The organism is Pantoea sp. BRR-3P, assembly GCF_039621635.1.
Taxonomy (GTDB): Bacteria; Pseudomonadota; Gammaproteobacteria; order Enterobacterales; family Enterobacteriaceae; genus Pantoea; species Pantoea floridensis.
The window spans coordinates 1,779,506-1,792,432 of record NZ_CP155066.1 but is presented as its reverse complement, the minus strand read 5'-3'; the positions used below and the strand labels follow the sequence as shown (position 1 = coordinate 1,792,432).

Annotated in this window: 15 protein-coding genes; 6 read left to right on the top strand and 9 right to left on the bottom strand. The window is 53.1% G+C overall.

The features are described from left to right. The 3 genes from AAGR08_RS08285 to AAGR08_RS08275 all read right to left on the bottom strand — a co-directional run bounded on the left by AAGR08_RS08285 (position 1) and on the right by AAGR08_RS08275 (position 1,714). A complete protein-coding gene (locus tag AAGR08_RS08285; RefSeq protein WP_007889667.1) occupies positions 1 to 447 on the bottom strand; it encodes a YcgN family cysteine cluster protein in 447 nt (148 codons plus the stop codon). Between the two features lie 64 nt (positions 448 to 511). Further along, positions 512 to 1,171: a fumarylacetoacetate hydrolase family protein gene (locus AAGR08_RS08280; RefSeq protein ID WP_345829540.1), complete on the bottom strand. Its 660-nt coding sequence runs from the start codon at positions 1,169 to 1,171 to the stop codon at positions 512 to 514. A 267-nt stretch (positions 1,172 to 1,438) separates the two neighbouring features. Continuing rightward, on the bottom strand, positions 1,439 to 1,714 hold the full coding sequence (locus AAGR08_RS08275; protein ID WP_345829538.1) for a YcgL domain-containing protein: 276 nt from the start codon (positions 1,712 to 1,714) through the stop codon (positions 1,439 to 1,441). A 153-nt stretch (positions 1,715 to 1,867) separates the two neighbouring features. Between AAGR08_RS08275 and minC the strand changes: the two genes are divergently transcribed. From minC to minE, 3 genes are read left to right on the top strand one after another with little or no spacing between them, the layout of a single operon-like run. Further along, a complete protein-coding gene (gene minC / locus AAGR08_RS08270) occupies positions 1,868 to 2,575 on the top strand; it encodes a septum site-determining protein MinC (protein ID WP_345829536.1) in 708 nt (235 codons plus the stop codon). Between the two features lie 33 nt (positions 2,576 to 2,608). Next, positions 2,609 to 3,421 carry a septum site-determining protein MinD gene (minD, locus tag AAGR08_RS08265; RefSeq protein ID WP_007889662.1) on the top strand — a complete coding sequence of 271 codons (813 nt, stop codon included), beginning with the start codon at positions 2,609 to 2,611 and terminating at the stop codon, positions 3,419 to 3,421. Between the two features lie 3 nt (positions 3,422 to 3,424). After that, the gene (gene minE, locus AAGR08_RS08260; protein WP_007889661.1) at positions 3,425 to 3,694 is read left to right on the top strand and encodes a cell division topological specificity factor MinE; all 270 of its coding nucleotides are present in this window, start codon (positions 3,425 to 3,427) and stop codon (positions 3,692 to 3,694) included. A 54-nt stretch (positions 3,695 to 3,748) separates the two neighbouring features. On the opposite strand, the gene rnd is transcribed toward minE, so the two are convergent. The 5 genes from rnd to AAGR08_RS08235 all read right to left on the bottom strand — a co-directional run bounded on the left by rnd (position 3,749) and on the right by AAGR08_RS08235 (position 10,166). Further along, positions 3,749 to 4,870, bottom strand: a complete 1,122-nt coding sequence (gene rnd, locus AAGR08_RS08255; protein ID WP_345829533.1) for a ribonuclease D — start codon at positions 4,868 to 4,870, stop codon at positions 3,749 to 3,751. Positions 4,871 to 4,968: 98 nt separating this feature from the next. After that, entirely contained in the window at positions 4,969 to 6,645 is a 1,677-nt protein-coding gene (gene fadD, locus AAGR08_RS08250; protein ID WP_141400251.1) for a long-chain-fatty-acid--CoA ligase FadD, read from the bottom strand. 206 nt (positions 6,646 to 6,851) lie between these two features. Beyond that, positions 6,852 to 7,445: a Slp family lipoprotein gene (locus AAGR08_RS08245; protein ID WP_345829530.1), complete on the bottom strand. Its 594-nt coding sequence runs from the start codon at positions 7,443 to 7,445 to the stop codon at positions 6,852 to 6,854. A 59-nt stretch (positions 7,446 to 7,504) separates the two neighbouring features. After that, positions 7,505 to 8,203, bottom strand: coding sequence for a tRNA (adenosine(37)-N6)-threonylcarbamoyltransferase complex dimerization subunit type 1 TsaB (gene tsaB / locus AAGR08_RS08240; protein ID WP_345829528.1), 699 nt, complete (start codon positions 8,201 to 8,203; stop codon positions 7,505 to 7,507). 52 nt (positions 8,204 to 8,255) lie between these two features. Beyond that, the gene (locus tag AAGR08_RS08235; RefSeq protein ID WP_345829526.1) at positions 8,256 to 10,166 is read right to left on the bottom strand and encodes an ATP-dependent DNA helicase; all 1,911 of its coding nucleotides are present in this window, start codon (positions 10,164 to 10,166) and stop codon (positions 8,256 to 8,258) included. Positions 10,167 to 10,290: 124 nt separating this feature from the next. Here AAGR08_RS08235 and AAGR08_RS08230 point away from each other — a divergent pair, with 124 nt between their 5' ends. Beyond that, positions 10,291 to 10,635, top strand: a complete 345-nt coding sequence (locus tag AAGR08_RS08230; protein WP_097097139.1) for a RidA family protein — start codon at positions 10,291 to 10,293, stop codon at positions 10,633 to 10,635. A gap of 13 nt (positions 10,636 to 10,648) precedes the next feature. Here the strand turns inward: AAGR08_RS08230 and AAGR08_RS08225 are convergent, their stop codons facing one another. Next, positions 10,649 to 10,846: a YoaH family protein gene (locus tag AAGR08_RS08225; RefSeq protein ID WP_008110398.1), complete on the bottom strand. Its 198-nt coding sequence runs from the start codon at positions 10,844 to 10,846 to the stop codon at positions 10,649 to 10,651. Positions 10,847 to 10,959: 113 nt separating this feature from the next. On the opposite strand from AAGR08_RS08225, the gene pabB reads away from it, so the two are divergent. Then, the gene (gene pabB / locus AAGR08_RS08220; RefSeq protein WP_345829521.1) at positions 10,960 to 12,315 is read left to right on the top strand and encodes an aminodeoxychorismate synthase component 1; all 1,356 of its coding nucleotides are present in this window, start codon (positions 10,960 to 10,962) and stop codon (positions 12,313 to 12,315) included. Between the two features lies 1 nt (position 12,316). After that, positions 12,317 to 12,886 carry a CoA pyrophosphatase gene (locus tag AAGR08_RS08215; protein ID WP_097097136.1) on the top strand — a complete coding sequence of 190 codons (570 nt, stop codon included), beginning with the start codon at positions 12,317 to 12,319 and terminating at the stop codon, positions 12,884 to 12,886. Positions 12,887 to 12,927 lie beyond the last annotated feature (41 nt).

Here is a 12,927-nt window from a genome sequence, read left to right as displayed (position 1 = left end):
TTACCCGTTGCGATCGGGTCGATCAATGATATGCTCTTCCCAATCGCGCACTTCACTCTCGCGCACCGCAATAAAACGCACTGAAATGCGCTGAGCATGCATCGCCTTTTTCGAACCGGCAATCAGCGGATGCCAGGCTGGCAAGGTTTTCCCTTCCCCTAACACGCGATACGCGCAGGTACGTGGCAACCATTCAAAACTGGTGAGATTTTCACGCGTCAGCTTTATGCAATTCTCTTCTAACTCAAAACGACGCTCGTAGCTGCGACACTGGCAGGTCTTGATGTTCAGCTGATTGCAGGCCACGTTGGTAAAGTAGATTTCATCCGTGTCCGCATCCTGCAACTTATTCAAGCAACATTGGCCACAGCCGTCGCATAGAGATTCCCACTCTGCGTCGTTCATTTGGTCAAGGCGTTTTGTCTGCCAGAAAGGTTGTTCAGTCATGATGGCGGTCCGGGTTAATAATAAGACCGCACCTTATAAAGGTTCAGGTGCGGTGATGCAAGTTTTACAGTACGCGAGTCGCGATACCATGGCCGGCAAGCGAGACTTCCAGCTTATCACCAGAGCGCATTGGGCCAACGCCTTCGGGTGTACCGGTCAGCACCACATCGCCCGCGCGCAGGGTGAAATATTGGCTCATGTAGGCAATCAGCGGCAAGATTTTGTGGATCATATCCGCAGTAGTGCCATGCTGGCGCACTTCGCCGTTAACAACCAGCTTCAGTTCGGTGTTCTGTGGATCGCCGCTAAACTCAGCAACGGGAATAAAACCCGACAATGGACACGAGTTATCGAAACCTTTGGATTTTTCCCAGGGTTGGCCCGCTTTCTTCAAACTGGCCTGCACATCACGTAAGGTCAAATCCAGCGCGACGCCATAGCCGGCAATGGCCTTCGCCACGTGTTCTTCGTTCGCCTGCTTCAGCGTCGAGCCAATCAGTACCGCCAGCTCAACTTCATGATGCACTTCACCAAAATTTGTCGGAATCGACAGCGGCTGGCGCAGATCGCATACCGCGGTTTCTGGTTTGATAAACACCACCGGTTCAGTGGGCGTGGCGCTGCCCATCTCCTTGATGTGCTTCGCATAGTTGCTGCCAACGCAAACCACTTTGCTGACGGGATAATCCAACAGAGCGCCTTGCCAGTTACGATGCTGATACATGCTATTCCCCTGCTTTAGTTGTGTATGCCGCCAGTGATGCTGGCGACGCTGTCTGTTTCAGCGCCGGAACGCGGCAGGCTGAGGAGGAATATATTAGCGGGTTTATCACGGCTGGCGTGGCGGAAATTGTCAAAAGTCGTTAATTCTTTGCGACAAAATCGACTAAGCGTTTTGATAATTGCCCGCAATAAAAGTTTTACGCGGGCAGTTAATTAACGCAAATAGCACTGATTATTTTTACAGGATATATTTACAGATGAATCTGAATTAATCTTTTTTACCCTGATCGAGATGAATGTTGAGCAGACTTTCAACCGGCGGCGGAATTTGCAAATAATAGCCATGATCGCTTAATCCTTGCTTAACTTTATTGATATCAGCGTTGGCTAGCTTGTCGCGCTTATCCAGTGACAGCACCATTGCCAGCTGGGGTTTGCCGAAGCCACGCAGCAGTTCTTCAGGGACACGTGAGAAATCGTCTTTTTTTTCAACATACAGATAAGTCTGTTCACGTTGCGGGCTTCTGTAGATCACACAAAACATATTTTTTACTCGAATTAACCGGTGGCGTCACTTGCCTGAATATAGCAGTAACTATAACATGCTTGCAGAACTTCGAATATTGACCGTTTGATGTTATTGCCGATTTTATCGACGTACATTTAAGGGTCGTAAAACAGGACTGAGTCAGCACAGATGTCGCAAACGCCAATCGAATTTAAGGGAAGCAGTTTTACCCTATCAGTCGTTCATCTGCATCATTCGCAACCCGAGGTGATTCGTCAGGCGCTACAGGACAAAATCGATCAGGCTCCCGCCTTTTTGCAGAATGCACCTGTGGTGCTCAATGTGTCAGCGTTAACCGGCGACATTAACTGGAAGCAGATGCAACAAGCGGTAATGGCTACCGGGCTGCGTATTGTTGGCGTTAGCGGTTGCAAAGATGAAGCCCTGAAAAAAATGATTGCCCGCGCAGGTTTGCCGGTTCTTTCTGAAGGTAAAGAGAATCGCAAACAGACAAGTGCCCCTGTTACTGAGGCCGCGCCGATTGCCCCTGCGGTAATGGAAGGCACCAGTAAAACGCGCATCATCAATACACCGGTGCGTTCGGGACAACAAATTTATGCGCGCAATGCCGATCTCATTGTCACCAGCAGCGTCAGCGCCGGCGCGGAATTGGTCGCAGACGGCAATATCCACATTTACGGCATGATGCGTGGGCGTGCACTCGCCGGCGTGGGCGGCCAAAGCGATAGCCAGATTTTTTGCACCAACCTCGCCGCAGAGTTGGTCTCAATTGCCGGGGAATATTGGATGATTGATCAGATTCCGGCGGAATTTTTTGGTAAAGCTGCGCGCCTGAGCCTCCAGGAAGGCGCACTCACCATTCAGACACTTAATTAAGCCCCTTTTCTTTCGTTAAGGAAATCAACATTTATGGCACGCATTATTGTAGTTACATCGGGTAAAGGGGGCGTTGGCAAGACCACGTCAAGCGCGGCCATCGCTACCGGGTTAGCGCAGAAAGGCAAAAAAACCGTCGTTATCGATTTCGATATCGGTCTGCGTAACCTTGATTTAATCATGGGCTGTGAACGCCGCGTGGTTTATGACTTTGTAAACGTTATCCAGGGCGATGCCACCCTGAATCAGGCGCTGATCCGCGACAAGCGCACCGAGCAGCTCTACATTCTGCCCGCCTCGCAAACGCGTGATAAAGATGCGCTGACCCGTGAAGGCGTTGAGAAGGTACTAAACGATTTGGCGGCGATGGAGTTCGACTTTATTGTGTGCGACTCACCGGCGGGTATTGAAACTGGCGCACTGATGGCGTTGTACTTCGCGGATGAAGCGATCATCACCACCAACCCAGAAGTCTCTTCAGTACGTGACTCCGACCGTATTCTTGGCATTATCTCCTCTAAATCACGTCGTGCCGAGAACAGCCAGGATCCGGTAAAAGAGCATCTGCTGTTGACCCGTTATAATCCTGGCCGCGTGACGCGTGGCGATATGCTGAGCATGGAAGATGTGCTGGAAATTCTGCGCATTCCGCTGGTTGGTGTGATTCCGGAAGATCAATCTGTGCTGCGTGCTTCTAACCAGGGTGAGCCGGTGATCCTCGACGCAAACGCTGACGCCGGTAAAGCCTATGCTGATACCGTAGATCGCCTGCTTGGCGAAGAACGCCCCTTCCGCTTTATTGAAGAAGAGAAGAAGGGTTTCCTTAAACGCCTGTTCGGGGGATAACCAATGGCATTACTTGATTTCTTTTTATCCCGTAAGAAGAACACAGCCAATATAGCCAAGGAAAGGCTACAGATTATCGTAGCCGAACGCAGAAGGGGTGACAGTGAGCCCCATTACCTGCCGCAGCTGAAGCGCGATATTTTGGAAGTGATCTGTAAATACGTAAAAATTGACCCGGATATGGTGACCGTTCAGCTGGATCAGAAAGGGGATGATATCTCTATCCTTGAGCTCAACGTAACACTGCCGGAGCCGGAAGACGTTCCTAAATGATTAAAGCGGTTTCCTGATTTTCCCCTGCGTTGTTGCGCAGGGGAAAATGCTGTCTTAAAGCGCCTGCAGAATCTCGTCGATACCGGCTTTAAGCAGATCGCCGCGCCAACCAGAAAGCAGTTCCGGTGTACGCGAAGCGCTCTTCAATCCCCAATGAACACTCAGCACCTGATTGATCTGGCGACGTGATGCCAGCAACTCCTGACTAAATCCGCTTTCTTCACTCACCTGCTGTACCAGCGCCTTAATGGCTTTGAACGCCTGCTTGTAGTGCGGATGATCGATCAGATTTGGCAGCGGCTGCGGCAAGGTAGTTTCATCCTGTGCCAGCGCTTCGGCGACTAATGCCACCATCGCTTTACCGTGGAAGCGGATCTCATGGCCATTAAGACCTAAATGGTCCAACTCGCCAAGACTGCCCGGCATAAAGCGCGCCACTTTCCACAAATTCTCTTCACGCACCACAAAATTCACCGCCATATCTTTCTGACGTGCGATGTTTAAACGCCATGCTGCGAGACGCTGTAAGGCGGCCAGCTGACGCGGACGTAACTGCCATGCGTTAGTGATATCACGCCACGCTTCTTCCGGTTGCAGCACATCAAGACGGCGCTGGCACAACGTATCGCATTCGCTTAGCGCCGCCGCCATATTGCCCGCAGCTTCGGTTTGCGCCACCAGCTGATGGGCGATAGGAAGCAGATAGGCCACATCGGCCGCTGCGTATTCACACTGACGCTCGGTCAGCGGACGCGCGAGCCAGTCGGTACGCGATTCGCTTTTATCCAATTCGATTTGATTGAAATGCATCACCATTGAAGCAAAGCCCCACGATAGCGGCTGGCCGATAAATGCCGCCAGGATTTGTGTATCAACCATCGGATTGGGCAGGCATTTAAAACGGTGCAGGAAAACTTCAAGATCTTCGCCACCGGCGTGCAGGAATTTAGTGATCTGCTTATCCTGCAGCAGAGCGACAAACGGCGTCCAGTCACTAATGTTAAGCGGATCGATCAGGATCAGCTGATCACCATCAAACAGCTGAATCAGGCCGAGCTGCGGATAGTAAGTGCGCGTACGCACAAATTCAGTATCCAGCGCCACGGCTGTATGCTGGCGAGCTTTCTCGCAAACGGCGGCCAGTTGGTCATTTTGGTCGATCAGGGTGTAATTCACGTTGTCTTTCTCGCTGCGGCAAACTACGCGCAGCGCTCCATGTTAAAAGCAATAAAAACGCCGGACTGTGCCGGCGTTAACCTGGGGAGAAGGGTACGTTACTGCCCTTCTCGCTTCGCCTCATCACGCAATTCACGGCGCAAAATTTTGCCCACATTGGTCTTCGGCAGCTCGTCACGAAACTCAATAATCTTCGGCACTTTGTAGCCGGTGAGCTGACGACGGCAATGATCCAGCACCTCTTCTTTCGTTAAGGAAGGATCTTTCTTCACAATACACACTTTGACGGCTTCACCCGAAAGATCGCTCGGTACGCCAATCGCCGCCGCTTCACGCACTTTCTCGTGCTGCATAAGCACATCTTCAATCTCGTTAGGATACACGTTAAAGCCCGACACCAGAATCATGTCTTTCTTACGATCGACGATGCGAATAAAGCCTTCGCTATCAACGGTAACAACATCGCCGGTATGCAGCCAGCCATTTTTCAGCACTTCATCGGTGGCATCGGCGCGCTGCCAGTAGCCTGTCATCACCTGCGGACCACGAATGCACAGTTCACCCGGTTCACCTGGCGGAACATCTTTATCTTCATCGTCCACGATGCGCACATCTGTTGAAGGCACCGGCAAACCAATACTGCCGGTATGACAGGTAATGTCATAGGGATTGACAGACACCAACGGCGAACATTCAGTGAGGCCATAGCCTTCCAGCAAATAGTGGCCCGTGAGTTTTTCCCAACGTTCGGCCACCGCTTTTTGCACCGCCATACCGCCGCCTGCGGACAGCCGCAGCGTGGAGAAATCCAGTTTGTTGAAATTGGCATCATTCAGCAGCGCATTGAATAACGTATTCACGCCGGTGATGGCGGTAAACGGAAATTTGCTGAGCTCTTTGACAAAGCCTGGAATATCGCGCGGATTAGTAATCAGCAGGTTAGTCCCGCCGAGATCGAGGAAGAGCAACCCATTCACCGTCAGCGCAAAAATATGATACAGCGGGAGCGCGGTAACCACCTGCTCTTTACCCGGACGCAATAGTTTGCCGTAAGTGGCTTTGGTCTGTTCCAGATTGGCCTGCATATTACGGTGCGTCAGCATCGCGCCTTTGGCAACGCCGGTGGTACCGCCGGTATATTGCAGGAATGCCAGATCGTCGTTGGTGATGGCCGGACGCTGATAGGTCATCTGTTCGCCCTGCTGTAGAGCACTGCGGAACGGAACCGCACCGGGCAGATGATATTTCGGTACCAGCTTTTTCACGTATTTAACGACGAAGTTCACCAGCGTCGCCTTTACCGGTGCCAGCTGATCGCCCATGCGGGTAAGCATCACATGCTTGATGGGCGTTTCAGCGACCACTTTTTCCAGCGTATGGGCAAAGTTAGAGACAATCACGATAGCGCTGGCACCGCTATCAATTAGCTGATGCTTAAGTTCGCGCGGCGTATAGAGCGGATTGACATTCACCACCACCATACCAGCACGCAGCACGCCAAATAGCGCGACAGGATACTGCAGCAGATTTGGCATCATTAACGCCACACGATCGCCCTGCTTGAGCCCCAGCCCCTGCTGCAGCCAGGCAGCAAACGCGCGGCTCTGCTTCTCCAGCTGCCGATAGGTCATCGGCTGCCCCATATTGATGAATGCCACCTGATCGGCATAGTGCTGTGTTGCGTGCTCGAAAAGATCGACCAGCGAAGTGTAGCGATCGGCACTAATTTCCGCTGGGACATCTGGCGGATAGCGTTTGAGCCAAACCTTATTCAAAGAATCACCCCGATATTCTTGTTGTATAGCCATCGCCGCCTCGACAATCAGTGTTGTTAACAATATTTTAACTGATTGTACCAGTTTGCCTGTTTTGGCATTTTCAGGTTGCGAAGCGCATCACTAAATTTCGCGCATCGGTTGCGCGCCCAATAAAAAGGCCCGGTCGCAAGCACCGCGACCGGGCCATAAAAATACAGACAACGTTATTCGGTGAGGATAGTTTGCACCTGAGCCGGCCCGCCGAAATTCATCCCCCAATAAGGATTTGGTCCCCAGTAGCCCGGATGATGACGCGTGGGTCCGTACCAAATGTAAGGATCGATAGGTTGTGGCGGCGTCATCACCTGCTGCGTCAAATGCCAGCGCTGATAACCGCGCACATCAACAACGACAAAGTTGTAGCTCGCCTTACCGATTTCCCCTTTTTCCGTCCCTTTAATGTTGCCCAGCACGGTAATGTATTGGTTATTCAAATCAATCGGGTCAACAAACCCGCGTATATCCGCATAAATACGGCCAACGGATGCCGATCCTAAACGCGGTCGCGCACTTTCATCCAGTGGTTGAGTGGCAATTTCCAGACGCGTTGACCCGTTCAGATTCGTCACTTTAACCACTTTACCGCCAAAACGAGATTCCTGACCGACATACAGTTCCGGCGCATTCATCACGCGTAACAAATCTTGCTGTGGAAGTTGCGAGCTTCCTTTAATTGAATCTGGCACCGAAACACAGCCGCTTATCAGCAGTGCGCAGGCTAACAGAGCGCCAGACATCCCTTTACGACTCATTGGCATAGTACTTCTCCTGTATTTCTCTGTTTAGACTGGGCGCGTAGAAATTAGTTGCGCGCCGTTTAGCGTCCCGGCAACTTTTTCCATGCCACTTCATTACGCAGATAAACCGGTTCGGCGTTCTCAACCGCTACCGCTTCATGACGTTGCCAGGCGCTGAGCGCCAGCGGCAGCATATCTTCAGCCGCAGGCAATAACACTGCAGAAGCCTTAAGGACGGCACCAGGCGATGACAGCAGATGTGGATATGCCTGCCAGCCGGTTCCCACCGTGGTCCATTCACCCGCTAACGTGGCGATGCGTTCCTGTGCGGCTTCGGGTTTCAGCACCGCTTCTGTTTCCGCACCTTGCCATTCGCCGTGTTCATCGCGTTGATATTCAGCCCAATAGAGTTCACCCATACGCGCATCAATTGCTGCCAGCACACGTGTCGCACCCGTCAGACGCCACGCGCCCTGCGCCATCGTGGCTAACGAGGAAACACCAATCATTGGCAAATTCGCGCCCAGCGCCAGCCCTTGCGCAATACCGATGCCAATGCGTACACCTGTGAAGCTGCCCGGACCGCGGCCGAATGCCAGCACGTCGAGCGCGGTCAGATCCAGCTGCTGCGCCTGCAACAGCTCCTGAACCAGCGGGAGAATACGTTGGGTGTGATCGCGCGGGGCGATTTCAAAGCGGGCATCAATCTGCTGCAGGTTTTGCAGCGCGGCAGAACAGGCTTCTGTCGCCGTGTCCAGGGCTAAAATTCGGACGGACATAACAACCTCAGAGAGTCAAAATGGCGCGCATCTTATCACAGCCTGGCAGAAATTACCGATCCAGCGGCTGACGAACAAATTCAATGGCGCGAGCGATATCGCGGGTGCGCGGCGTGGGCGGCAGGCTGTTAAGAAACAGGCCGCCGTAAGGACGCGAAACCAGACGTTGATCGCAAATCACCAACACGCCACGATCGTCAGTATCACGGATCAATCGACCCACGCCCTGTTTCAAGGTGATCACCGCATCGGGCAGTTGCACATCATTGAAAGGATCGCCGCCGCGCAGACGACAATCTTCCATGCGTGCTTTCAGCAGCGGATCTTCCGGCGACGTAAACGGTAGCTTGTCGATGATCACCAGTGACAGCGCTTCACCGCGCACATCAACGCCTTCCCAGAAGCTGCTGGTCGCCACCAGCAAGGCGTTACCGGCTTCAAGAAATTGTTTCAGCAACTGTCCTTTACTGGTTTCGCCCTGCAGCAGCACCGGCAAGGTCATTGAGGCGCGAAACTCTATCGCTAACTCGCGCATCATCTTGTGCGAGGTACAAAGGAAGAAACAGCGGCCCTTATTGGCATCGATAAGCGGTTTCATCATGCGTGCCAGCTGCCGCGCACCGCCGGGATGATTTGGCTCGGGCATATTACGCGGGACGCAGAGTAGCGCTTGTTGGGTGTAGTCGAATGGGCTGTCGAGAATCATGGTAGTCGCATTATCGACACCGAGGCGGCTGGAGAAATGGCTCATTTGCTCATTCACGGCCAGCGTCGCAGAGGTGAATATCCACGCCGCTTTGCGGTTATCCATCACCTCGCGAAAACGTTCCGCCACGGAAAGCGGCGTCAGCGCCAGCGTAAAATGACGGCTGTTACACTCATACCAATAGCTGAAGCCCGGCTCATCAATCGCTCGCAAACGCTTCAGGCGCGTGCGATACAACGCGGCACGTTCAAATGCAGCATCCAACAGGGCTGAACGTCCTAGCGAAAGTTTGATGACGTCGTAGCAGAGCTCTAGCGCATCATCCAATAACGTAAACATGCGCATGATGTTGTTATCGCTAAGCAAATCGCGCAAATTGCCGCGGAAGCCGGGCTCTCCCAGCGTCAAACGAAAGTCTTGCGCGCACTGTGCCAGGCGGTCGGCGGATTTTTGCAGTTGCTGCACATCGCGCACTTCGGTGCGATAGGCAATGATGATGTCTTTGGCGAGATCCTGTAGCTGCCGACTCGATAATTGCTGGCCGAAATACTGGCTGGCGATATCCGGTAATTGGTGCGCTTCATCGAAGATCATCACATCGGCTTCGGGAATGAGTTCACCAAAGCCGCCCTCTTTCACCACCAAATCGGCGAGAAACAGATGGTGATTCACCACCACCACGTCGGCATCCATGGCTTTTTTGCGTGCTTTCACCACAAAGCAATCTTTATACAGCGGGCAATCGCTACCGAGGCAGTTATCGTTGGTGCTGGTGACAAACGGCCAGATTGGGCTGTCTTCTGCCACGCCGCTGCAGTTGCTGACATCGCCATCTGTGGTTTCTGACGACCAGCCGCGCACGCTGATCAAATCACCCAGCGCCTGCACGCTAAGATCGCCACCGGTTTGATTTTGCTGCTCAAGACGTTCGAGGCATAAATAGTTGGATCGCCCTTTAAGCAGCGCCGTTTTTCCGCTGAACTTCAAGGCGCGCGCGATGGTGGGCAGATCGCGGTTGTACAGTTGATCCTGCAACGCTTTGGAACCGGTGGAGACAATGACCTTTTTTTTCGCACGCAGCGCCGGTGCCAGATAAGCATAGGTTTTACCGGTACCGGTACCCGCTTCAACCACCAGCTCGCCGCCTGTTTTGACCGCTTCGGTTACCGCTTTCGCCATTTCCCGCTGCGCTTCACGCGGTTTAAACCCCGGAATCGCCTGCGCCAGCGCGCCATCAGCTGCAAAATCGTCTGCCACACTTCCTCACATCATCGTTAAAAACCACTGTAATTATGTCAGGATTCCACCTGGGCGACCACAACAGATGACATTCGCCCCTGGGATATGGCAGGCTAGCGCGGCAAAACTAAAGGAGAACCACATGACTATTACGCGTATTGATCCGGAACACCGGATGTCCGAAGCCGTAGTGCATAACCAAACCGTGTATTACACCAGCGTACCGGAAAATCTGGATGAAGATGCAGAAGCGCAAACGGCCAATGCGTTAGCCGTGATTGACGCCATTCTTACACGCGTGGGATCGGATAAAAGTAAGATCCTTGATGCCACCATTTTTCTGGTCGACAAGGCTGATTTCCCGGCAATGAACCGCGCCTGGGATGCGTGGGTCTCGCCTGGCAATGCCCCGGTGCGCTGCACCGTGCAAGCAGGCTTGATGAATCCGAAGTATAAAGTCGAAATTAAAATCATCGCCGCGCTGTAAAGCTGTTTGGGCGTTATTCGTTGTCGTCTTCTTCATCCTCATCGTCTTCGAACATCGCCCGAATAGCTTCGCCTTTATAGGTTTGGCGAATTTCCTGCGCAACTTGTGCAATCGCCTGCCCGCTCGACATACCACCCGCCATTAACTCCTGAATACGTTCAACCGCCTGCTGCTGCTGCTCGTGAGATAACGCTGGAAGACCTGTAAACATAATTCTCTCCTGGTACAAGGGGGACGCATTATTACCACGAGGAACAAACGGGTGCCAGCAACAAAAAAATATGCCAGGCTAGCGACCTGCTTGCTGAAGTGATTTGTCCCACAATGGTAAATAGTCTCGTACTGAAGTATACGCCTGAAACGCTGGTACACCTTTTCTCTCCCCTTGCCCATCAACCCTGGGCGATGTTACTGAGTTCTGGCCAGGCGAATCACGCGGATAACCGCTTTGATATCCTCACCGCCGATCCGCTTGCAACGCTGACCACGCGCGGCGAAAGCACCGAAATTATCTGCGGAGATGCGGTGACTCACTCTACAGCCGATCCGCTTACGCTGGTGCAACAGCACTGCGTGGCTTTAGGTACCACGCCCGATTTCAATCCTGATCTTCCCTTCCAGGGCGGCGCCATGGGGCTCTTTGGCTATGATCTGGGGCGGCGCTTCGAAACGCTGCCGCACCATGCGCAGCAAGATCTCTCAACGCCAGACATGGCGATAGGTATTTATGATTGGGCGCTGATCGCCGACCATCATCAACAGAAACTGACGCTAGTTTCCCTGAATAGCGCAGAAAAACGCTGGCAATGGCTACAAGCGCAAACGGCTGTGGAAACGGATCCCTTTACGTTGACCAGCGAGTGGCAATCAAACCTCAGTTTTGACGATTATGCACAACGCTTTCAGGCGGTGCAGGCCTACATTCAGGCCGGTGATTGCTATCAGGTTAATCTCGCGCAGCGTTTCAGGGCTAGCTATCGCGGCGGTGAATGGCAGGCCTTTTTACGCCTTAACCAGGCGAATCGCGCGCCGTTTAGCGCATTTCTGCGTTTGCCACACAGTGCGTTGCTCAGCCTATCACCGGAGCGCTTCCTTTCTCTGCAACGGCAGGAGATAGAAACACGCCCAATTAAAGGGACATTACCGCGCCTCGATGACGCAGAAGCCGACCGCCTGCAGGCGGAAAAACTGGCTCACTCCGAGAAGGATCGCGCCGAGAACCTCATGATCGTCGATCTGTTACGCAATGATATTGGTCGCGTTGCCACACCCGGCAGCGTCAGCGTTCCCGAACTCTTTGTGGTTGAACCTTTTCCAGCAGTGCATCATCTTGTCAGCACCATTCGGGCGCACTTGCCGGAAACGCTGACAGCTACCGATCTGCTTCGCGCCTGCTTCCCCGGCGGTTCAATTACTGGCGCACCAAAAATCCGCGCGATGGAGATTATCGAAGAGTTAGAACCACATCGCCGTAACGCATGGTGTGGCAGTATCGGGTATATCAGCCTGTGCGGTCGTATGGACACCAGCATCACCATTCGTACACTCATTGCAGAAAATCAACAGCTTTACTGCTCAGCCGGTGGCGGATTAGTGGCGGACAGTAACCTCGACGCTGAATATCAGGAAACCTTCCATAAGGTGAACCGTATCTTGCCCAGCTTGCGACATGAGGAATGAGATGAATTTGACGCTGGAACAGTTCGTCAGCCGCTTTGTATTGCAGCCACCGCTGCATACTCCAAAAAGTGTCATTAGTGGTCGACGCGCGGCGGTGCTGGTGCCGGTGATTGATGGCGCGGAGCCTGGGTTGTTGCTCACACGTCGCTCCTCTCATTTGCGGAAACATGCGGGCCAGGTCGCCTTTCCTGGCGGTATGCAGGATGCCACGGACTCTTCACTTATCCACACGGCGCTGCGTGAAGCGCAGGAGGAAGTGGGTATTTTGCCACAGCAGGTGCAAATTATTGGCGTGCTGCCACCCGTCACCAGCAGTACCGGTTTTGCCGTTACGCCAGTGGTGGGCATTATTCCTGCCGATCTCGCTTTGCGCCTCAATCCCGACGAAGTTGAAAGCGCCTTTGCCATGCCGCTCTCCGAAGCGCTGCGCCTTAGCCGTTATAGTGGACTGACGCTTCGCCGTGGTCATCGCCAGCATCAGGTGTGGTTGTCATGGTATGAGGATTACTTTATTTGGGGAATGACAGCGGGCATCATTCGCGCGCTGAGTCAGCAGATCGCGCTGCCCTGATCCCTCGATTTCACCAACCTTCCCGCAAAATAATCGATCCG